Below are 20079 nucleotides of genomic sequence, written 5' to 3' on the forward strand. Positions count from 1 at the left end.
GCCGACCACGCTCTCGTTCAGCCCGATCCGAGCAGGTCGAGAAAATGCCCCCCAGCCGGCCTGCCGGCTGGGCAGGAGACCGCTGAGCCAGAGCCGAGTCCGCACGGCGAGCATCACTTCTACAAGGCGTCGCGGCTCAGACCTTCTCGGCACTCAGGCGCGGATGCTCGGCGGTGAGCAGCCCGATGTCTTCCACGTCCGAAGTCAGAATCGTCACCCGGCCGGGATGCTGCAAGGCGGTCGCGCACAGCATGGCGTCGACGGCGTACTTGTGGCCGTGCAGCCCCGCTGCCCGCAGCAAGGCGGCAGCGGATTGCGCGACGGCTTGAGTCACCGGCTCGACGCTCAGGCGGGACAGGGTCCACTTCAGTGCGGCGTCGTCGACCTTCGGGTGGATCACCTCGACCAACACGGCCGCCGAGGTGATCACGGGCAGGTCCGCGTCGCGAGCCGCCGTCAGCCACTCGTGGATTTCCCGGTCCCGGTGTACGGCCTTCGCCAGGCCCTCGCTGTCCAGAACCAGGACACCGCTCACGCGACCGCTCCGGCGTTCGTGGCGCCTCCGGTCAGCCGGGCGCGCTTGGCCGCCACGGCCTCGGGATCGGCCGGACCGTGCACCTTGTCGAAGTCCGCGATCAGCTCGTCCAGATTGTCGCGCTCGATCTGGCGCTGGGCCGCCTTCTCCAGGTAGGCCGAGACGCCTCGCTTGCCGACCCGCTCACGGATCGCCCGAAGGGTTCCGGCGGTCAGGGTGACGGAGATACCACTGGTGGGGCCGTCGCCGGGTGGGAAGTCAACGTCGTCATCAGCCACACGCAGCGACGCCACCTCAACGGCTGATCTGCGCATGGTGCGGACCGTGCGGAGTTGCCCCCCGATGGCGCCGGCTTCGGTCCTTTCCGGAAGTCCGTGCCCTCCGCGTGCCCGTAAGGGCGGGAAACCACGGCCGACAGCGGCGCCACCCGACCCACGCGGCCACCTTGAAGTATGGCTGTGAAGAAGCCCCAGGTCAGTGACCTGGGGCTTGCTTGTGGTCCCGTCCGGTTCGTGGGCGGTGGGGTCTTCGGGCGGATCGGGGTCGGGGAGGCTGGGGCGGAGGGTGCCGGTCAGTGCGAGTGCCCACTGGGCCGGCCTGCTCGTTGGCCCTTCTCGACGACCACGAACTGGCCCATCATTCCCTGGTCCTCGTGGTAGAGCAGATGGCAGTGGAACATGTACGGCGTGTCCGGGTCGGCCGGGCCGTCGAAGCGCATCGCCAGTTTCATCGTCGTGCCGTTCGGCAGGAACACCGTGTCCTTGGGGCCGCGCAGCGTGGCCGGCGGTGTCCCGCCGTTCACTTCCAGCACGCGGAACTGCACGTCGTGGACGTGGAAGTTGTGCGGCATGCCGTTGGAGTTGCGCACGGTCCAGAGCTCGGTCGTGCCGCGGGTGACGGTCGCGTCCACCCGGTCCATGGCCATGGCGCGGCCGTTGATCCCGGAGAGCTCGAGTTCGAAGTGGCGGCCTCGTACCGCGTCGTCGCCGTCCGGCACTTCCAGGGGGGCGAGTTCGGCGGGTGGGGCGGCGGACGGGCGCAGCCGGTCGGCGGCGCGCAGCTGCAGTACGTCGAGGGTGTCGTCGCCGCCGCTGAACCTCTGCTGCCAGGCGTCCCCGTAGTTGTCCTGGGGGTAGCTGCGCAGCACGGTGCGCTCGCCGGGCCGCATGGTCACGACGATCTCCGCGCGCTCGCCGGGTGACAGCTGGACGCGCTCCAGCGGGGCCGGCCGTTCCAGCAGGCCGCCGTCCGTGGCGACGAGGTCGAAGGAGCGGTCGTCGGAGAAGCCGAAGTGGTAGGTACGGGCCGTCGAGGCGTTCAGCAGACGCAGGCGGACGCGTTCGTCGCCGACCTCGCGGTAGGGGCTGAGCGTGCCGTTGACCATGGTCCGCTCACCGAGGAAGCCGACGCTCCGCATCATGCCGTGGCCGTGGTCGAAGTCGTCGCCGTCGAACGTGACGTCCTGCACGATCAGGGGCAGGTCGTCGACCCCGTAGCGCTTGGGCAGCGCCAGCCGCTCGGACGCGGCGTCGTCGAGGATGAACATGCCGGCCAGACCGCGCTGGACGTGTTTCTCCGTCGCCCCGTGGGGGTGCGGGTGGTACCAGAGAGTGGCCGCCGGCTGGTCGATCGTCCAGTGCGGGGTCCAGGTGGCGCCCGCGGCCACCATCTGGTGCGGGCCGCCGTCCATCTTCGCGGGCAGGTGCATGCCGTGCCAGTGCACGGTGGACGGTTCACCGAGGCCGTTGCGGACCCGTACGCGCACCTTCTCGCCGCGCTCGGCGCGGAGGGTGGGCCCCAGGTGGTCGCCGTTGAAGCCCCAGGTGCCGGTCTTCCGTCCGTCCCTGAACTCCTTCTGCCCCGACTGCATCCGCAGGTCGAACACGCGTGTGCCGTCCTTGTCGACGCGGGACTCGGCGAGGGGCGGTATCGCCAGTTCGTTGTCGAAGGGCTCCTTGCCGACGGTGTTCACGTCGGCGCCGGTCCACAGCCAGAGGAACGCTCCGCCCACGAGGAGGGACAGGACGGTCACGGCCGTACCGAGAACGACGAGTACGCGCTTCATCCGGGACATGCCCCAAGGCTCTTCGCCGGCCACGCATCCAGGCATCGGGGGCGGTCCCCGACCCGGCCCTCGATTCCCCCTGAGGCGACCGTCAGGGACAACCCTGTACGGCGTCCCAGAAAGGCCGCGTTTCCCCAGGTCAGTGGCGGTTCGCGCATCCCAGCGTCCCGCGATTGCCGAGGGAATGGCGGATGGGACGGAACGTGGCACAGGCTGGGGTCGTTCCAGGGCGGCGCCTCACCGGACACGGTGGTCGGCCACGCCCGACCCGGTCCCCGTGAGCGGCCCTCCAGCGCCTGCCCACACCCCGGCGACAGAGCCGGGGCAGGACCGGCCGACACAGTCCACCGCCGCAGAAGCACCTTCTGCCACTCGGAGAAAGCAGACCCGCCATGCGTATCGCCCGCCGCTTCGTCTCCCGCTCGGCCGCCTCCTCCATGGTCGTCGCCGCCGCCCTCGCCCTCGTCGGCGTCCAGGCCGCCGGGCAGACCGCCTCGGCCGCCCCGAAGAAGGCCCCCTCGGCCGTCACCTGCACCACCGCGAACCTGAGGCTGACGGTCTCCGAGGTGTCGCGTCCGGTCAACCACCTGCTGGTCAAGGCCACCAACACCGGCACCAGGCCCTGCCACGCCTACGGCGCCCCCTACCTGCGGGCCGGCGCCGACGCCCAGGCCCCGCTGCCGTGGGCCCGGGAGACCATGCCGCAGGCCGTGGTGACGCTCAAGCCCGGTCAGTCCGCCTACGCGGGCGTCCTGACGTACTCCCCCGACGGCGAGGGCGGCGGCGACGCGAAGTCGCTGGGCGTGGTCCTCGCCGACCGGAAGGGCAACGCGACCGGCAAGGAGAAGTCCCTGAGGCTGCCGAACGGCGGCGTCTTCTTCAACAGCGCCGCCACCGTCACCTACTGGCAGGACAACGCGGCGGACGCCCTCTCCTGGTGACCGCCCCGGCGCCCCGCCGGGCGCCGCCGGCCTCCGGGCCCTCCGTGCGCGCCGTGTACGCCGTGACGCCGAGGCTCTCCCCGTGGGAGCCTCGGCGCGTTCGCGTTCGCGTTCGCGTGCGCGTGCGCGTGCGCGTGCACGGCGCGGCGGTCGTCAGTCGACGGAGGCCATGAACTCCAGCATCCTGCGGTTCATCTCCTCCGCGTGGTCGATCTGGGGCCCGTGCCCGGTCCCGGTGATGATCTCGGCACGGGCGCCCGGTATCAGGCGCGGGACGCGCTCCCTCTGCCGCTCGGGGTGCAGCAGGAGGCTGCGCTTGCCGAGCACCAGATAGAGGGGGGTGCGGATGGTGGACAGTTCCGCCTCGGACAGGGGGAGCGGTGCCGGACGGCGGATGCGGTAGGCGCGGACGCCCGTCCTGATCATCGCGCGCAGTTCGGGCATGACCAGGACCGGCTGTTCCAGCCAGGCGGCCAGGCGCGGGCGCAGCGCCCTGGGTGCGAACGTCGCGAAGAAACCGGCGAAGATCCAGACGAAGAAGCGCAGCCCCACCTTCTCCAGGCCGCCCGGGTCGAGCAGGGTGACCGAGGCGAGGCGTTCGGGTCTGCGGTGCGCCAGGTTCAGGGCGAGCCAGCCTCCGTAGGAGGTGCCGACGAGGTGGACGCGTTCGAGGCCCAGCCCGGCGAGTGTCTCGTCCAGCCACCGCGCGGCCCGTTCGGGCTGGTGGATCGGTTCGCGCTGGACGCTGCGTCCGGGGTCGCCCGGGGTGTCGACGGCGTAGACGGGACGGTCGGCGCTGAGGGCGGGGGTGTTCGGGTACCACATGGCGGAACAGGAGCCGGCTCCGTGCACCAGGACGACCGGGGTGCGGGAGCGGGCCGCGGGGTCGGCGGGCTCGTAGCGGTACACGTGGGTGGTGCCGAACGCGGTCTCCACGTCCTGTTCCGCGGCGGCCGGTGCGCCCAGCGCGTAGACGGCGTCGCAGGCGGCGAAGTAGCGGTCGCGCCAGGCGTCGCTCACATAGCGGCCGACGTCGGCCGGGGTGCGGGCAGTGGTCTCGGACACGGCCACCTCCGAAAGGTCTCGGTTTCGTGGTACGAACGTATCATGACGGTGGTACGGCTGTACCATCAAAGCCTCCGGGGAGACCCGGCGGACGACGAGCGGAGGAGCGGCCGGTGCCCAGGCGTGTGGACCATGCGGAACGGCGCACGGAGATCGCGGAGGCGCTCGTCCGGGTCGCCGGGCGACGGGGGCTGCACGCCGTGGGGATGCGCGACGTGGCGGCCGAGGCGGGTGTGTCACTGCGGCTGGTGCAGTACTACTTCGAGACCAAGGAGAAGCTGCTGCTCTTCGGGCTGGAGCACCTGACCGGGAGGTTCGGGGAGCGGCTCGCCGCCCGCCTCCGGGCCGCCGGGGACGGGCCGGGGCCGCGCGCGATGGTCGAGGCGCTGCTGATGACGGCGCTGCCGACCGACGAGGAGAGCCGCGTCTTCCACCACCTCTACACCTCGTACGCCGTGCTGGCCGTGACCGACCGGACGCTCGCGGCCCAGCCCTTCGTCAAGGACCCCGACGCCGCCGAGGGCGCCCTGACCGGCATCCTCCGGCAGGCGCAGGACGCGGAACTGCTGCGGCCCGGCGTGGACCCGCGGTCGGCGGCGGCCGGGCTGCTCGCGATGTCCGCGGGGCTCGGCACGAGCATCCTCGTCGGCCAGCGCAGCCCCGAGTCCGCCGCCGCGGTCCTGGCCCACCAGCTCGACCGCGTCTTCCGCACGGACGACGCGGACGACGCGGACGATGCGGCCAACGCGGCGGACGACGCGACCGTCGTGACCCGCGCGGACGACGCGGACGGCTGACGCGGAACCCGGCGCGCGGTACGGCGGACCGCCGTACGGGTGCGGGCGACAAGGCGGGACGACCGGGTCAGAATCGTCACAGAGGCAGACATCCGCCCCGCCCGCGTGAGGGGTCTCCCGTGCTCGATGTTCCGTTCTGGCTGTGGGCGGCGTTCGCCGTCACCGTGGTCGTGTCGCTCGCCGTGGACCTGCTGGCGCACCGGAAGGCGCATGTCATCGGGTTCAAGGAGGCCGCCGCCTGGAGCGCGGTGTGGGTCGGCCTCGCCCTCGTCTTCGGCGCGGTCGTCTTCCTGGTCCTGGGCACGACACCGGGCGTGGAGTACACCACCGCGTGGCTGCTGGAGAAGAGCCTGTCGGTCGACAACCTGTTCGTCTTCGCGCTGATCTTCGCCTACTTCAAGGTGCCGCGCGCCTATCAGCACCGCGTGCTGTTCTTCGGCGTCATGGGCGCGCTGGTGTTCCGGGGCCTCTTCCTGGCCGCCGGCGTGGCCGTGGTCAGCCGGTTCACCGCGGTGCTGTTCGTCTTCGCGGCCATCCTCTTCTACAGCACCTACAAGATCCTCAAGGGCGAGGAGGAGAGCTTCGACCCGGGGAAGAGCTTCGCCGTGCGGCTGCTGCGCAAGGTGATGCCCGTGCGGGACGAGTACGCCGGGATGAAGTTCTTCGTGAAGGAGGCCGGCAAGCGGGTCGCCACCCCGCTGCTCGCCGTCGTCGCCGCGATCGAGGCGGCCGACCTGGTCTTCGCCGTGGACAGCGTGCCCGCCGTCCTCGCGGTCAGCGACGACGCCTTCATCGTCTACACCAGCAACGCGTTCGCCATCCTCGGCCTGCGGGCGCTGTACTTCCTGCTCGCGGGGCTGCTGGACCGGTTCCACTACCTCAGCAAGGGGCTCGCGCTGATCCTCTCCTTCATCGGCGTGAAGCTGATCCTCCAGGCGTCCCACAAGCTGTTCAGCAGCAGCATCCCGGAGATCCCCTCGCCCCTCAGCCTGGCGGTCATCGCCGTGATCCTGACCGTGTCGGTCGTACTGAGCATGCGGCACCCGCCGAGCGGGAGCTGACCCGCACCTGTCTCCGGTGCGCCGCCGCCCTTCTCCCCCACGGTCAAATTTCACCCATATACAGGCAAAAGAACGTAACATAGCTCATATGGGCAGAAAAGAGCATGCAGACACGCCACAGGCCGGGTACGTGTGCCCGGCCTGTCACCAGCCGGTGTCCGCGGAGCTCACGCGGCACAAGACGATGGGAGTATTCGTCCCCCAGCGGAGGCCGGGCCACTGCCACAACCCGGGCTGCCCGGAGTACGCGCCGGAGGAGCGGCACCCGGAGAGCAGCACCCGGACCGTCCGTGAGCTGCACGGTCACCACTGAGACCGGCGCCGGCCGCCACCCGCGCGCCCGGTCCGTCAGCCTCGCGCCGCCCCGGGGAACCTGGAGTTCCGCGTAGGCCGGGGAGATGCGCGGGGCCGGTCCGGGGCCGGAGGAGGTCACCGCGCCGGCGGTCCCTTCGCCGCCGCCTTGTCCACGAAGTCCTGCAGAATCGTCCGCACTCGGTAACGGACGGATCCCCGCGCCGCCGTTCCTCGTCCTGCCAGATGGTCGCAAGGCGGCCGGAGGACGACGAGGGACTACGCGGAAGCGGGGGCGGACATGGCACGGCACGGTGGCGGGCGGGGCTGGTACGGCAAGGTGGCCGGGGCGGCCCTCGGGGTGACGATGCTCGCCGTCGGCGCCTCGGTGTGGACGGCGCAGGCCGGTTCCGTGGCCGGCCCGGCGGCGGAGGCGGCCGCGCCGACGGCACCGGGCGGCGGCGCCGGAAAGGTCGGGGTGACCATCGCGCACGCCTCGGACGCGGGACCGCGCGGCGTCAACATCACCATCGACGACGGCCCCGACCCCACCTGGACGCCCCAGGTCCTCGACGTGCTCGACGAGTACGGGGTGAAGGCCACGTTCTGCATCACGGGGACGCAGGCACAGGCCCAGCCGGCCCTCGTGAAGAGGATCGTCGCCGCCGGGCACCGGCTGTGCGACCACTCGGTGTCGCACGACACCGCGATGGACAAGAAGCCCGAGGCCTACCAGACGAAGGAGATCCTCGACGCCGAACGCATGATCACCGAGGCGTCCGGAGGCGTACGGCCGATGTACTACCGGGCACCGGGCGGCGCCTTCACCCCCCACAGCCGCAAGGTCGCCGCCTCCCACGGCATGCGCCCGCTGGGCTGGAACGTGGACACCAAGGACTTCGAGCGGCCGGGCACCGACGCCATCGTCGCCACCGTCGAGCGGGAACTGCCGGGCGGACCGACGCTCCTCTTCCACGACGCGGGCGGCGACCGCTCCCAGACCGTCGAGGCCCTGCGCCGCGTCCTGCCCTCCCTCGCACAGCGGGGCCACGTCTTCGGCTTCCCCGTACGCTGACCCCCCGTGCTCCCGGGACCGCCGCGGGCCAGGCAGACTCTGCGGTGTAGTTCCCGTCGAGGAGGAGGACTCGCTCATGATCACGCTCACCAAGGAAGACGGCCCGGCCGACCTGGACGGAGTGACTCATCTGTCCATCGGCGTCTCCTGGGACCCGACCGCCGGAAGCAGCGGCGGAGTGATGGGCAAGCTGCGCCGCAAGACCGGCACCGACCTGGACCTGATCGCCATCGCCATGCAGGGCGGGGACCCGGTGCGCCTCGCCGGGATCGACTCGCTCGACCCGATGGGCAACGGCTCGCTGCTCCACAGCGGCGACAACCAGACGGGGCACGGCGACGGGGACGACGAGACGGTGACCGTCGAGTTCGCGCGGCTCCCGTCCGCGATCACGTCGATCGTGTTCATCGCCGCCGCCTACAAGAAGGGCAGCTCCTTCCAGAAGGCCCGCAACGTCAGCTTCAAGGTCTACGACGCGACCGGCGGCAGCTCCCAGCAGGTCGCCGACATCTGGCCCAGCCTGCTCAGCCAGGACAACGGCTGCGCCGTGGCCAAGGCCGTGCGGGTCGGCGGCTCCTGGAAGCTGCAGGTGATCAACGAGACGGGGAAGATCAAGCAGGGTGACGAGCACGCCCTGATGCGCTTCGCCGTCAGCAAGTAGGCACGGAGCGGGAGAGGGCGGAAGCGACGGCACGGCCTCCGGTCCCTCTCCGTGCGCCAGGCCCACGCGTCTCCGCCGCGAAGTCGGCCCCAGGCGGAGTGCACTCGCATCGAACGGGCATCCGTACGGGCGAGATAAGCACACGCGAGGGGCAGACATGGAGATCTCAGGCATCATCAGCGCCGTCGTGATCGGCATCGTCATCGGCGTCCTGGGCCGGCTCGTCGTCCCCGGGCGCCAGCGCATCGGCGTCCTGTGGACCATCGTGGTCGGCATCGTGGCCGCGCTCATCGGATCGGCGCTCGCGGCGGCGTTCGGCGTGGCCGACACCAAGGGGGTCGACTGGGTCGAGTGGCTCATCCAGATCGTCCTCGCGGCGCTCGGTGTCGTCGCCCTCGACCGGGCCAAGGCCCGCCGCTGACGGGCGTCACCCCGGAGCCGGCCGGTGTGCTCCTTGTCTCGGCACACCCCCCGGCGGCATCACCGGTGCCGCCGGGACCGGCACGGTCACCGGTACGTCCGCAGAGCCGTCGGCGGAGGTCACAGCGGTGCGGGAGGCGACACCCGCGGCGAATGCTGTGACGGCGGCAAAGCGATACCTGTGCCCGCCGGAGGAGAATTGATTATCGCGCGCCGTGAATATTCCCGGTGCCGCCGGCCGGGTCCGGATTATTCCACGGACCCGGCCGATCCTGGCGTGCTAGTGTCGACGGAAGTTGCAGTAGTGGTTGCCTGAAGGTTTTTCCGACGGGGTGATCATCGCGGCGACCGGAGTTCGCACAGGGCGGGCTCCGAGCACCGTTCCGAAGGAGATTCAATATGGCTACCGGTACCGTGAAGTGGTTCAACTCCGAAAAGGGTTTCGGCTTCATCGAGCAGGACGGCGGCGGCCCCGACGTCTTCGCCCACTACTCGAACATCGCCACCCAGGGCTTCCGTGAGCTGCTGGAAGGCCAGAAGGTTTCGTTCGACGTCGCGCAGGGCCAGAAGGGCCCGACGGCCGAGAACATCGTTCCCGCCTGACGCGCAAGCGCACGCACACTTCGCAGCTGGGGCCCGCACCTCAAGGGTGCGGGCCCCAGCTCGCGCGTTTCGGGACGTGAACGCCAGAGCTCCGGCTCTCCCTGTTCCCCCGATTCCGCACCACTCTCTTTCCTCTCGTTCCACCCGATTCTCTCGGTCCGCACGGCCCTTCGCGCCGGCACCGACCGAGTCCGGCTCGTTCTTGCGATTCCCTGCGCCGCTCCTTTGCTGCGGGTCTCCCTTGATACGCGCCGTATCAAGGAAGGTTCCCCATGAACCGCACACGCACGAACAGCCGTTTCTCCCGCACCCGTGGCGGAGCCCAGGGCTCCGCAGGCGGCGGTGGCCGGTACGCCGACGGCGCCGGCCGGTCCGGCGGCCCGCGCCGCTCCCAGGGGGCCGGCCGCCGTCCGGCCGCGCCGCAGGGCGAGTTCGCCCTGCCGAAGACCATCACGCCGGCGCTGCCCGCCGTGGAGGCGTTCGCCGACCTGGACATGCCGCCGGCGCTGCTGGCCGCGCTCGGCCGCGAGGGCGTGACCGCGCCCTTCCCGATCCAGGCGGCGACCCTGCCGAACTCCCTGGCCGGCCGTGACGTGCTCGGCCGCGGCCGCACCGGCTCGGGCAAGACGCTCGCCTTCGGCCTCGCCCTGCTGGCCCGTACGGCGGGCCGGCGCGCCGAGCCCCGGCAGCCGCTCGCCCTCGTCCTCGTCCCCACCCGTGAGCTGGCCCAGCAGGTCACCGACGCACTCGCCCCGTACGCCCGCGCCGTCGGACTGCGGTCGGCCACCGTCGTCGGCGGCATGTCCATCGGCAGGCAGGCCAGTGCGCTGCGCGGCGGCGCCGAGGTCCTCGTCGCGACCCCCGGTCGCCTCAAGGACCTCATCGACCGCGGCGACTGCAGGCTCGACGACGTCGAGATCACGGTCCTGGACGAGGCCGACCAGATGACCGACATGGGCTTCATGCCCCAGGTCACCGCCCTGCTCGACCAGGTGCGCCCGGACGGGCAGCGGCTGCTCTTCTCCGCCACCCTCGACCGCAACGTCGACCGGCTGGTGAAGCGCTACCTGTCGGACCCCGTGGTCCACTCCGTCGACCCGTCGGCCGGCGCCGTCACCACGATGGAGCACCACGTCCTGCACGTCCTCGACACGGACAAGCACCGCACCACCACCGAGATCGCGGCGCGGGACGGCCGCGTGATCATGTTCCTGGACACCAAGCACGCCGTGGACAAGCTGGTGAAGCACCTGCTGAACAGCGGCGTCCGCGCGGCCGGGCTGCACGGCGGCAAGTCGCAGCCGCAGCGCACGCGGACCCTCGCCCAGTTCAAGGACGGGCACGTGACCGCGCTGGTGGCCACCAACGTCGCGGCCCGCGGCATCCACGTCGACAACCTGGACCTGGTCGTCAACGTGGACCCGCCGACCGACCACAAGGACTACCTGCACCGCGGCGGCCGCACCGCCCGGGCCGGCGAGTCCGGCAGCGTCGTCACCCTGGTCACCCCCGGTCAGCGGCGCGAGATCAGCCGGCTGATGGCGTCGGCCGGCATCACCCCGCAGATCACGCCGGTCCGCTCGGGCGAGGCCGAACTGTCCCGCATCACCGGCGCGCAGGCCCCGAGCGGCGTCCCCGTCGTCATCACCGCGCCCGCCGTGGAACGCCCCCGCCGTGCCGCCTCCTCCGGCGGTTCCTCCTCCCGCGGCCGCCGGGGCCGCGGCGGCGCGCAGGGCGGCTCCGGCCAGGGCCGTACGGGGCAGGGCCGCTCCGGGCAGGCCCGGTCCGTGCAGGGCGGCGGTTCGGACCGGAGCAGGGCCGCCGGTGAGGCGCCGCGCCGCAGGCCGCGCCGGCAGTCCTCCGGCGACTCGGCGGCCTAGACCGTCCGGTCCGGACCCGCCGGGTCCGGACCGTCCCGCCGGGACCGTGCGGCCGCCTTCAGGCCGTACGGTCCTCACGAAAGGCAAGTCCGCCCGACTCCCGTCCCCCTGTGAGGCATCATGCGCTGCGTCATCGCCCGGTACCCGTTCGACCTGACCAAGGACGGAGTGCTCAGCTCGATGAAGGGCATCACTCCCGAGCCCATCACGGGCGAGTCCGTGACCATCGGCCGTCGCCGCTACCCCGTCAAGCAGGTGGGCGCGGTCATCACCCGGCAGGACCGCCGCGATTTCTCCGGCGGTGAGGTCACCCGGGCCATGGCCCGGCTGGGCTTCACCTGCCACCCCGACCCGGCGGCCGAGCCCGCGCCCGCCGCCACCCCAGTGGCGACCGCGTCGGCCCTGCTGGGCGGCACCGCACCGCACGCCGCAACGGCTCCGCTCGACGGCACCGCGTCCCTCGACGGACCGGCTCCGCTCGGCGGCTGACGCGACCGTCGGCCGGCGGCCGGTCACGCCCGCGTCAACGCGCGGGCGTGTCCGGCGTGCCGGGGCGGGCCGACGGTGCATCCCCGGCCGCCGTCCCGGGCGGGAACGAGACCGCCGCCGACGGACCGGCCTCTGTGGGCGCCGCTCCCTGGCCCGCGGAGGTCGCCGCGGGGGCGGGCGTGGCGGGGACCGGTTCCCCGGGCACGGAGACGGACGGGGTGGGCACCGGGCCGGGGACCGACGGCGACGGTACGGCCGGGCGCGGGGCCGGCGGAGCGGCCGGGCCTGCGGGCCGGTCGGCGGCCGTCCACGGGACCGGCAGCGTGAACAGCACCGCCGCGGCCGCGCAGACGGCGGCGGCTCCGGCGGCGGTCCGCAGCAGACGGCGCCGGGAGGCGGCCCGGCGGATCGCCTCGTAACGGCCGGGGGGCGGGCCCAGGTGGTCGGCGCCCGGACGCAGCACCACCAGGAGCGGGTCGTGCGGATCGTCGTACGCCGGCTCCGGGCCGTCCGGGTCGTCGTCAAAGCGTGTGGTCAAGGCTTCTCCTCAGATGGGCGCGGAGCAGTTCGCGGGCCGCGTGGAGATCGGCCTTGACGGTTCCTTCCCTGCGCCCGGTCAGCACGGACACCTCCCGGATCGGCATGTCGGCGTAGTAGTGGAGGAGGATCGGCACCCGCAGTCGCTCCGGCAGGGACTGCACGAGCAGGCGCACCGAGGGGTCGGTCTGCTCGGTGTGCGGGCGCACGGCGGCCTCCGCGGTCACCCGGCGCACGGTCCGGCGTTCGCGCTCCAGTCTGCGCCAGTGGTCCCGGACCAGGTTGGCGGCGGTGACGTAGAGGAAACCGCGCGGCTCCTCGACGGACGTCCAGCGGGCCCAGAGCCGGGTGAACGCCTCCGAGGCGATCTCGTGGGCCGTCCCGTCGTCGTCGACGAGCCGGCGGCACCAGCCGGCCAGGCGCGGGTAGAGGGCGGCGAACAGTTCGGACGCCGCCCTGTCACGGGACCGTTTCAACGCTCTCCATCGTCGTCGTCGTGGGCCGGGGACCGGCCGGGGCGGGGGGCGCCGGTCATGCCGGCGGGGGTGCCGTGGCCGTGCCGGTCAGCTCGGCGAAGGCGATGACGTTGTCCCGGTAGCCGTCCCCGTCGTGCGGGCCGCCGCACGTGATGAGCCGCAGCTCCGGACGGTCCACGTCCCCGTAGACGTCCTCGGTGGGAAACCGTTTCCTCTCCACCGTCCGTACGGACGTCACGGTGAACACCGCGACCGTGCCGTTCTCCAGGCGCGCCTCGATCCGGTCGCCGCGGCGCAGCCGCGCGAGGTGGCGGAAGACGCCGTCCCCGTGCGGGCCGACCGTGACGTGGCCGAGGACGACGGACGGCCCGACCTGGCCCGGCGTCGGCGAGTGCCGGTACCAGCCCGCTCGGTCGTCGTCCGTGACGGGCGGCACCTGCACCGTGCCGTCCGGTTCCAGCCCGAGGCTCATGACAGGCGTGTCGACGCCGATCGCCGGGATGCGCAGACCGGCCGGGACCGAGCGCGCGAGGGGACGCGCGGGCCCGGCGTGGGGCTCGGGCGCCGTCGTGCGCGCGGAGGAGGCGGGCGGTGCGGAGGATGCCGGCGGTACGGGCGCGGCGCTCCCGGCTCCCCGGCCGCCGGCGCAGCCGGTGAGCAGCGCGGTCAGCGCGAGGGAGGCCGTGAGGGCGGTGAGGGCGCGCCTGGAGAGCGGGGTCACGCCCCGGTCGCCCGGCGGCGGCGTACGACGAGGGCGACCGCGCCGCCCGCGCCGAGCACCGTGGCGGCGCCCGCGCCGACGAGGGTGCCGTCGGTTCCGGAGGACCGCTGCGCGGTGACCCCGGTGTCGGGCGCGCCCACGGGGACGGTGGAGACCTGGCCGCCCTCCGGCGGTGCGGCCGGTGCGGCGGCCGGGGAGCTGACGGACGGCACCGGCCGGGGCTGCTCGCCCGGCACGGTGCCGGGGCTCGGGGTGCCGTCGGCCGGGGAGCTGGGAACCGCGGTCGGGGCGGCGGACGGGGAGCTGGGAACCGCCGCCGGGGTGCTGGGCACCGCGGTCGGGTCGTCCGCGAACGCGGGGACGGCGCTCGCCAGTACGGCGGTGCACGCGAGTGCCAGGGCGCTGAGGAGGGTCCTGCGCATCGGGTCGCTCTCTTTCGTCGGTCGGTCCGCTCTCCCGTCCGCCGTCCGGCGGGCGGGGACGCGTGTCGCGTGGGGTGCGGATCGAGCGGAGAGACGAGGCGGCGGCCCGGCGGGTTGTAAAGAGAGGGCAAAGTCGCCGGTGTCCGGGCATACGTATGAGGGCCCGCACCTCACGGTGCGGGCCCTCATGCGGTACGCGCGTGTTACGCGGGAACGATGTTCTCCGCCTGCGGGCCCTTCTGGCCCTGCGTGACGTCGAAGTTCACCCGCTGGCCTTCCTGGAGCTCGCGGAAGCCCTGGGTGGCGATGTTCGAGTAGTGGGCGAAGACGTCGGCGCCGCCGCCGTCCTGCGCGATGAAACCGAAGCCCTTTTCGGCGTTGAACCACTTCACGGTACCGGAAGCCATTTTTTACTCCTAGGCAGTGCTGGAGGCCCACACCGTGTGGGCCTTCCCATCGCTGCGATGATCACCTGCCCGGAAAAACCGGTAACGCAAAGGGCAACCACAACTGCAACTGATATCGACTCTAGCACGAATTGCACCGGCGGCGCGGGGGGAAATCGCCGCGAAAATCACCGCGGGCAACGGAATACACATTTCTTTCCCGGGCGCCCTGCGTATACCTGTCGCGGCGAATGCAGATATGGGCCGTTTCCCGGCTGATGACGCGAGGGCGACGGCGTGACACCGCCGTCGCCCTCTTCGTCGTCCGCCGCCGTCAGGTCACGACGCCACCGGCGCCGGTCCCACCAGTTCCGTCAGGACGTCCTCCATCGTCACGAAGCCCAGGACCGTGCCCGTCGCGCCGGTGACCGCGGCCAGGTGGCTGTCCTCGGCGCGCAGCGCGGTGAGGGTGTCGTCGAGGGGGGTGTCGATGCGGACCCGGGTGACCCGGTGCAGGGCGCCGCGGGGGAAGGGGCGGTCGCGGTCGGCGACGCCCAGGGTGTCCTTGATGTGCAGGTAGCCGAGCACGGTGCCGCCGGGTCCGGTGACCGGGAAGCGGGAGTAGCCGGCCTCGGCGGCCACCCTCTCCAGCTGGGCCGGGGTGACGGTGTGCGGGACCGTGCGCATCTTCGGGACCGGGACCAGGATCTCGCCGACCGGGCGGGTGCCCAGCTCCAGCGCGTCGCGCAGGCGTTCGCCGTCGGCCGGGGTGAGCAGTCCGGCCTCGCTGGCGTCGACGACCATGCGGGCGAGCTGGTCGTCGGTGAAGACGGCCTCGACCTCGTCCTTCGGCTCCACCCGCAGCAGCCTGAGCAGCGTGTTGGCGAAGGCGTTGATGCCGAAGACGACCGGCTTCAGGGCCCGGGTGAGGGCGACCAGCGGCGGGCCGAGGAACAGCGCGGTGGTCGCCGGGGCGGCCAGCGCGATGTTCTTCGGGATCATCTCGCCGATCAGCATGTGCAGGTAGGTCGCGAAGGCCAGGGCGATGGCGAAGGCGACGGGGTGGACCAGCGCGTGCGGCATGTGCACGGCCTCGAAGACCGGCTCCATCAGGTGCGCGATGGCCGGTTCCGCGACCGCGCCGAGCACCAGGGAGGAGACGGTGATGCCGAGCTGGGCCGTCGCCATCATGGCCGACAGGTGCTCCAGGCCCCACAGGGTCATCCGGGCCCGCTTGTCGCCGGCCTCGGCGCGCGGCTCGATCTGGCTGCGGCGCACGGAGATCAGGGCGAACTCGGCGCCGACGAAGAACGCGTTGGTCAGCAGCGTCAGGGCGCCGATGAGGAGCTGGACGGCGATCACCGGGCCACCTCCGGCTCGCGCCGCGCCGTCCGGTCGGCGGCCGCGGACTCCTGCGCGGCCCGTGCCGCGCCGTCCCGTGCTCCGTCGTCCGGTGCCGCGCCGTCCGGTGCCGCGCCGTCCCGCGCGGGGGCGGTGAGGCGCAGCCGGTCGGCGCGGTGGTGGCCGACGTCGAGGACGTCCAGGCGCCAGCCGTCCAGGTCGACGGTGTCGCCCACGGCGGGAATGCGTGCCAGGCGGGTGGCGACCAGGCCGGCCAGGGTCTCGTAGGGGCCGTCCGGCGCGGTCAGGCCTATCCGCTCCAGGTGGTCCAGGCGGAGCGAGCCGTCGGCCTCCCAGGCCGCGCGGCCGTCCGCCGCGGCGGGGGCGGGCAGCAGGTCGGGGGTCTCGACGGGGTCGTGCTCGTCGCGCACCTCGCCGACGACCTCCTCCACGATGTCCTCGACGGTCGCCACGCCCGCCGTACCGCCGTACTCGTCGATGACGACGGCCATGGTGCGGGTGGCGCGCAGGCGCTCCAGGAGGCGGTCGGCGGGCAGGCTGTCCGGCACCAGGAGCGGCGCGGTGGCCAGCTCGGTGACGGGGGTGGCCGCCCGGTGCTGCGGCTCCAGGGCCAGCACGTCGCGGATGTGCACGGTGCCGACGACCTCGTCCAGGCTGTCCCGGTAGACCGGGAAGCGGGACAGGCCTGTGGCGTGGCTGAGGTTCGCGGCGTCGGCGGCGGTGGCGCGGGCCTCCAGGGCCTTGACGTCCACGCGCGGGGTCATGACGTTCTCCGCGGTCAGCTCGCTCAGGTGCAGGGTGCGGACGAACAGCTCGGCCGAGTCGGCCTCCAGGGCGCCCTCGGCGGCCGAGTGCCGGGCGAGCGCGACCAGTTCCTCGGGGCTGCGGGCGGAGGCCAGCTCCTCGGCCGGTTCCAGGCCGAAGCGGCGGACGAAACGGTTCGCCGTGTTGTTCAGGTGCCGGATGAAGGGGCCGAAGGCGGTGGTGAAGCCGCGCTGCGGGCCCGCGACGACCTTGGCGACGGCCAGCGGGCGGGAGATCGCCCAGTTCTTGGGGACCAGCTCGCCGACGACCATCAGGACGACGGTGGAGACGGCCACGCCGAGCACGGTCGCCACCGTGGAGGCGGCACCGCCCAGCCCGAGGGCCGTCAGCGGGCCGCGCAGCAGCACGGCGAGCGAGGGCTCGGCCAGCATGCCGATGACCAGGGAGGTCACGGTGATGCCGAGCTGGGCGCCGGAGAGCTGGAGGGTCAGGCCGCGGACGGCCTTCAGCGCGCCGTCGGCGCCGCGCTCGCCGGACTCGGCGGCGCGCTCCAGGTCACCGCGCTCGACGGTGGTGAGGGAGAACTCGGCCGCGACGAAGAGGGCGCAGGCCAGGGTGAGAAGGAGGGCCAGCAGGAGCAGCAGGACCTCGGTCACCGTGCCACCCCGCTTCCCTCACGCGCGTCCGGGAAGGGCTGCGGGCCGGCCGGGAGAGGGCCGGTACTGGGGGGCTCCATTACGGAACGGGACTCCTTAACGGGGTCGGTGGGGCCGGGACGACCGGCCGCCCGTGGACTGTCCCCCTCATGGTAAAGGACAGGCAAAACGGGCGGCCAGGTCTCACCGGTGCTTCTGCTCGCTGTGGTGAACGGCCGGACGGTGCCGCTTGTTCCCCGGTCCCTGTTCCCCGCGGGCGCGCGCGTACGCGCGCGCCCGCCTCCCGGCCGGCGGCCCGCCACCGGGCCCGGTCGACCTGTGAAGCCTCGCTGCCGTAGATTCCGTCCGGGTCCGGGCCACGGGCCCGGACCGCACGCCACCTGGGGAGCGCCGTGTTCGGACTGAGCGAGCTCGCGATCATTCTCGTCGTCGTCATAGCCGTACTCGCCGTCAGACGGCTGCCCGGTCTGGCCCGCTCGGCGGGCAAGTCGGCGCGCATCCTCAAGGCGGAGGCCCGGGCGGCGCGGGAGGAGCGGGAACCGGGGACGCCGCGCGTGATCCCCGGTGAGACGGTCCGGCGCGAGGAGACCGGCGGCCCCGGGCCGGCCGGGGACGGCGCCCGGGCCTGACGTCCCGGCCGGGGGCCGTCCGGCGGGCGTGCTCAGCCGTCGTTGTCCCGCCAGCGGCCGCCGCTCGGGGCCGAGTCGAAGCGGGTGGCCGCCGAGGCGTTGCCGCTGAAGTCGTTGCCGGAGACCCGGCCGCCGGTCCAGGTGGCCTCGGGCGCGATCCACAGCGCGTGGGTCTGGGTCCGCGGGTGCCGGTCGCAGCGGATCCGGTTGCCGTGGACGTAGGGGTGGGTCACGGCCGCCGCGGCGGTGAGGCCGGCGCGCGGCGCCGGGGAGCCCGGGAGGGCGTAGGCGGTGCCCGGTGCGGGGACGCCGCCGGGCCAGGCCGTGTCCGCGCCGGGGCGTTCGGGGGCGAGGGTCAGTTCCGTGGCGGTGTTGTCGATGACCAGGGCGGTGCGCTCCCCGGCCGTCAGCCGCTTGCCGCGGTGGCCGCCGGGGAGCCAGTCGGCGTTCTCGTCGGTCATCGACAGCGGGCCGAAGCGGACGCCCTCGCCGCCGCCCTCCGTCGCCGGTGCGGCGCGGCGGCCGTTGTCGCGGACGCGGTTGCCGAGGAACGCCGGTTCGCGCAGCGGGGCGTCGACGCGGATGCCGTCCAGGCCGTTGTCGTGGATGTCGTTGGACTCCAGGACGATGTCGACGGCCGGTTCCTGGTCGCCGCCGGCCAGGTTGTGCTGCCAGTAGCCGTGGCGGCCGTTGCCGCTGACGCGGTTGCCGCGGAAGGCGTAGGGGCCCGGTGTGTTGCCGAGCGCGACGCCGTCCTCCGCGTTGCCGTCGACGACACAGCCGGTGACGATGCCGCCGCGGCCGCCGACGCTCGTCGTGCCCTGCGCGGACACGTCGAAGCCGGCGGTGTGGTTGCCGATCATCGTGCAGCCGGTGACCAGCAGCCCGTCGGCGCCCCAGTCGGAGATGCCGTAGCGGTTGTCCTCGGTGTGACAGGCGGTGATCCGGATGCCGCGGGGCGGCGTCCAGTCCTCCTTCTGCAGCTCCAGGAAGATGCCGTTGGTGCCGTTGCCGACGGCGGTGCAGGCGGTGATCGCGAGCCGTTCCACCGGCCCCCATCCGCCGACGCCGATGCCGATGCCCGCGCCGCCCATCTTCTCGCCGGGGTCCTGCCGCCCGCACCGCTCGGCCAGCACGTCCTCGACGACCGTGTCCTGGAGGAAGTCGCAGCCGAAACCGGTGGCGGCGGTGTCGTGGATGTACAGGTCGGTGAAGCGCCCGCGCAGCACGTACTGCAGGCCGAGGCCCTTGGCCAGCACGTCGTACTCGGGTGTGTGCACCCCGGACCCGTCGATCTCGAAGTGCGCGAAGGTGACGTCGGCGATGTGCCGGTCCCGTCCGGCGCCGTGCTGGGCGGTGGTGAACCACGCCAGCGGGACGGGCTGTCCGGGGGCGCCCGGGTTGGCGAGCACGAAGCAGGTCGCCCCCCGGCCGGCGCCGATGAGCGAGACGCCGCTGCGCCAGAGCACCGGCCGGTCCCGGACCAGGTGGCGTCCGGCGGGCACGAGGACGGTGCGCGGCCGCCCGTCCGCCGCGGTGGCCTCGCCGAGCGTGTCCACCAGCCTCTGCAGGGCCGGCCCGTCGTCGGTGATGCCGTCCCCGACGAGGCCGTGCTCGTGGGCGTCGGCCGTCAACGGCGCAGTCATACGCGCGCTCCTTCCGCCAGTGACGCTGTGGCGCTCGCCGCGGACCGGGTACCAGCCCGCGGCGGGCCTCAATCACGGCGGCCGGTGACACCACGGCCGTGCCACCACAGCTGGTGACGCCATGGCCGGTCGGCGAAGGAAACAACGTGGACAAAACAGACGCTTTATCCCATTTGGGGGTACATAATCAGAACATGAGTGCGGCAATGTACGAACTGCTGGCAGCTTCGGACGCGGTCAACATGACCGCGGCCTTCATCGGCGGGCTGGTGGTGGCCGGGGCGCTGATCCTGGCCGTGCGGCTCGGCATGAGCTCCATGGAACGGGAGTCGCCCCGCCCCCGGGCCGACGAGCACCCCCACCTCCCCGCCACCGGTCCCGTGCACGAGGAACGGGAGATGAGGGAGCCGGACGAGGTCCCCCTCTGCGCGGACGGGAGCCCACGGCTGATGCCGTACCAGCTCCACCACGCGGGCAGCAGGCGGGGCGTGGACCAGAACCGGCGCCGCTGGGTGCCCGGTTCCAGCGGGTCCTTCGGGAGCGGCAGCCCGGGACGCGTCTGACCGTCCCCGAAGCGGCCGCCACGGGCGGGCGGG

The 20079-nt window shown here is 72.9% G+C and carries 23 protein-coding genes; 11 read left to right on the forward strand and 12 right to left on the reverse strand.

Going from position 1 to position 20079, the window contains the following annotated elements; all coding sequences use genetic code 11:
* Window positions 1-136 precede the first annotated feature (136 nt).
* From ACFYOJ_RS08820 to ACFYOJ_RS08830, 3 genes are all read right to left on the reverse strand, one after another.
* Complete coding sequence (locus ACFYOJ_RS08820; RefSeq protein WP_356558659.1) at window positions 137-535, reverse strand: PIN domain-containing protein; 399 nt, start codon at window positions 533-535, stop codon at window positions 137-139.
* Window positions 532-813, reverse strand: a complete 282-nt coding sequence (locus ACFYOJ_RS08825) for a hypothetical protein (protein ID WP_356558658.1) — start codon at window positions 811-813, stop codon at window positions 532-534. The genes ACFYOJ_RS08820 and ACFYOJ_RS08825 overlap by 4 nt, the downstream gene beginning before the upstream one ends.
* A 293-nt stretch (window positions 814-1106) precedes the next feature.
* On the reverse strand, window positions 1107-2609 hold the full coding sequence (locus ACFYOJ_RS08830) for a multicopper oxidase domain-containing protein (protein ID WP_356558657.1): 1503 nt from the start codon (window positions 2607-2609) through the stop codon (window positions 1107-1109).
* 383 nt (window positions 2610-2992) lie between these two features.
* Between ACFYOJ_RS08830 and ACFYOJ_RS08835 the strand changes: the two genes are divergently transcribed.
* Window positions 2993-3541: a DUF4232 domain-containing protein gene (locus tag ACFYOJ_RS08835; protein ID WP_356558656.1), complete on the forward strand. Its 549-nt coding sequence runs from the start codon at window positions 2993-2995 to the stop codon at window positions 3539-3541.
* Window positions 3542-3694: 153 nt separating this feature from the next.
* On the opposite strand, the gene ACFYOJ_RS08840 is transcribed toward ACFYOJ_RS08835, so the two are convergent.
* A complete protein-coding gene (locus tag ACFYOJ_RS08840; protein WP_388596393.1) occupies window positions 3695-4606 on the reverse strand; it encodes an alpha/beta fold hydrolase in 912 nt (303 codons plus the stop codon).
* Between the two features lie 113 nt (window positions 4607-4719).
* On the opposite strand from ACFYOJ_RS08840, the gene ACFYOJ_RS08845 reads away from it, so the two are divergent.
* The 8 genes from ACFYOJ_RS08845 (at window position 4720) to ACFYOJ_RS08880 (ending at window position 11883) form a co-directional block, all read left to right on the forward strand.
* The gene (locus ACFYOJ_RS08845; RefSeq protein ID WP_356558654.1) at window positions 4720-5403 is read left to right on the forward strand and encodes a TetR/AcrR family transcriptional regulator; all 684 of its coding nucleotides are present in this window, start codon (window positions 4720-4722) and stop codon (window positions 5401-5403) included.
* A 119-nt stretch (window positions 5404-5522) separates the two neighbouring features.
* Complete coding sequence (locus ACFYOJ_RS08850) at window positions 5523-6464, forward strand: TerC family protein (RefSeq protein WP_356558653.1); 942 nt, start codon at window positions 5523-5525, stop codon at window positions 6462-6464.
* A 592-nt stretch (window positions 6465-7056) separates the two neighbouring features.
* Complete coding sequence (locus ACFYOJ_RS08855) at window positions 7057-7830, forward strand: polysaccharide deacetylase family protein (protein WP_356558652.1); 774 nt, start codon at window positions 7057-7059, stop codon at window positions 7828-7830.
* Window positions 7831-7906: 76 nt separating this feature from the next.
* Entirely contained in the window at window positions 7907-8491 is a 585-nt protein-coding gene (locus ACFYOJ_RS08860; RefSeq protein ID WP_356558651.1) for a TerD family protein, read from the forward strand.
* Between the two features lie 157 nt (window positions 8492-8648).
* Window positions 8649-8912, forward strand: a complete 264-nt coding sequence (locus ACFYOJ_RS08865) for a GlsB/YeaQ/YmgE family stress response membrane protein (RefSeq protein ID WP_356558650.1) — start codon at window positions 8649-8651, stop codon at window positions 8910-8912.
* A 398-nt stretch (window positions 8913-9310) separates the two neighbouring features.
* Window positions 9311-9514 carry a cold-shock protein gene (locus tag ACFYOJ_RS08870; RefSeq protein ID WP_356558649.1) on the forward strand — a complete coding sequence of 68 codons (204 nt, stop codon included), beginning with the start codon at window positions 9311-9313 and terminating at the stop codon, window positions 9512-9514.
* A 272-nt stretch (window positions 9515-9786) separates the two neighbouring features.
* Complete coding sequence (locus ACFYOJ_RS08875; RefSeq protein WP_356558648.1) at window positions 9787-11394, forward strand: DEAD/DEAH box helicase; 1608 nt, start codon at window positions 9787-9789, stop codon at window positions 11392-11394.
* A gap of 120 nt (window positions 11395-11514) precedes the next feature.
* Window positions 11515-11883, forward strand: coding sequence for an SCO5918 family protein (locus tag ACFYOJ_RS08880; protein ID WP_356558647.1), 369 nt, complete (start codon window positions 11515-11517; stop codon window positions 11881-11883).
* 34 nt (window positions 11884-11917) lie between these two features.
* Here ACFYOJ_RS08880 and ACFYOJ_RS08885 read toward each other — a convergent pair whose 3' ends face one another.
* The 7 genes from ACFYOJ_RS08885 to ACFYOJ_RS08915 form a co-directional block, all read right to left on the reverse strand.
* Window positions 11918-12421, reverse strand: a complete 504-nt coding sequence (locus ACFYOJ_RS08885; RefSeq protein ID WP_356558646.1) for a hypothetical protein — start codon at window positions 12419-12421, stop codon at window positions 11918-11920.
* Window positions 12405-12896 (reverse strand): RNA polymerase sigma factor, encoded by a 492-nt coding sequence (locus tag ACFYOJ_RS08890; RefSeq protein ID WP_356558645.1) that lies wholly within the window; start codon window positions 12894-12896, stop codon window positions 12405-12407. The genes ACFYOJ_RS08885 and ACFYOJ_RS08890 overlap by 17 nt, the downstream gene beginning before the upstream one ends.
* Window positions 12897-12951: 55 nt before the next feature.
* Window positions 12952-13617, reverse strand: coding sequence for a class F sortase (locus ACFYOJ_RS08895; protein ID WP_356558644.1), 666 nt, complete (start codon window positions 13615-13617; stop codon window positions 12952-12954).
* Window positions 13614-14039: a sortase-dependent protein gene (locus tag ACFYOJ_RS08900; RefSeq protein ID WP_356558643.1), complete on the reverse strand. Its 426-nt coding sequence runs from the start codon at window positions 14037-14039 to the stop codon at window positions 13614-13616. The genes ACFYOJ_RS08895 and ACFYOJ_RS08900 overlap by 4 nt, the downstream gene beginning before the upstream one ends.
* Window positions 14040-14242: 203 nt before the next feature.
* Complete coding sequence (locus ACFYOJ_RS08905; protein ID WP_003975194.1) at window positions 14243-14446, reverse strand: cold-shock protein; 204 nt, start codon at window positions 14444-14446, stop codon at window positions 14243-14245.
* A 318-nt stretch (window positions 14447-14764) separates the two neighbouring features.
* Window positions 14765-15787, reverse strand: a complete 1023-nt coding sequence (locus tag ACFYOJ_RS08910; protein ID WP_356558642.1) for a hemolysin family protein — start codon at window positions 15785-15787, stop codon at window positions 14765-14767.
* Window positions 15784-17208: a hemolysin family protein gene (locus ACFYOJ_RS08915; protein WP_388596399.1), complete on the reverse strand. Its 1425-nt coding sequence runs from the start codon at window positions 17206-17208 to the stop codon at window positions 15784-15786. The genes ACFYOJ_RS08910 and ACFYOJ_RS08915 overlap by 4 nt, the downstream gene beginning before the upstream one ends.
* A 392-nt stretch (window positions 17209-17600) precedes the next feature.
* Between ACFYOJ_RS08915 and ACFYOJ_RS08920 the strand changes: the two genes are divergently transcribed.
* Window positions 17601-17837 (forward strand): twin-arginine translocase TatA/TatE family subunit, encoded by a 237-nt coding sequence (locus ACFYOJ_RS08920; protein ID WP_356557544.1) that lies wholly within the window; start codon window positions 17601-17603, stop codon window positions 17835-17837.
* Between the two features lie 32 nt (window positions 17838-17869).
* Here ACFYOJ_RS08920 and ACFYOJ_RS08925 read toward each other — a convergent pair whose 3' ends face one another.
* Window positions 17870-19483, reverse strand: a complete 1614-nt coding sequence (locus tag ACFYOJ_RS08925; RefSeq protein ID WP_356557543.1) for a right-handed parallel beta-helix repeat-containing protein — start codon at window positions 19481-19483, stop codon at window positions 17870-17872.
* Window positions 19484-19677: 194 nt separating this feature from the next.
* On the opposite strand from ACFYOJ_RS08925, the gene ACFYOJ_RS08930 reads away from it, so the two are divergent.
* Complete coding sequence (locus ACFYOJ_RS08930) at window positions 19678-20046, forward strand: DUF6479 family protein (protein WP_356557542.1); 369 nt, start codon at window positions 19678-19680, stop codon at window positions 20044-20046.
* Window positions 20047-20079 lie beyond the last annotated feature (33 nt).

Origin of the sequence: Streptomyces sp. NPDC006384 (assembly GCF_042870695.1) — a bacterium.
Classification (GTDB): Bacteria; Actinomycetota; Actinomycetes; order Streptomycetales; family Streptomycetaceae; genus Streptomyces.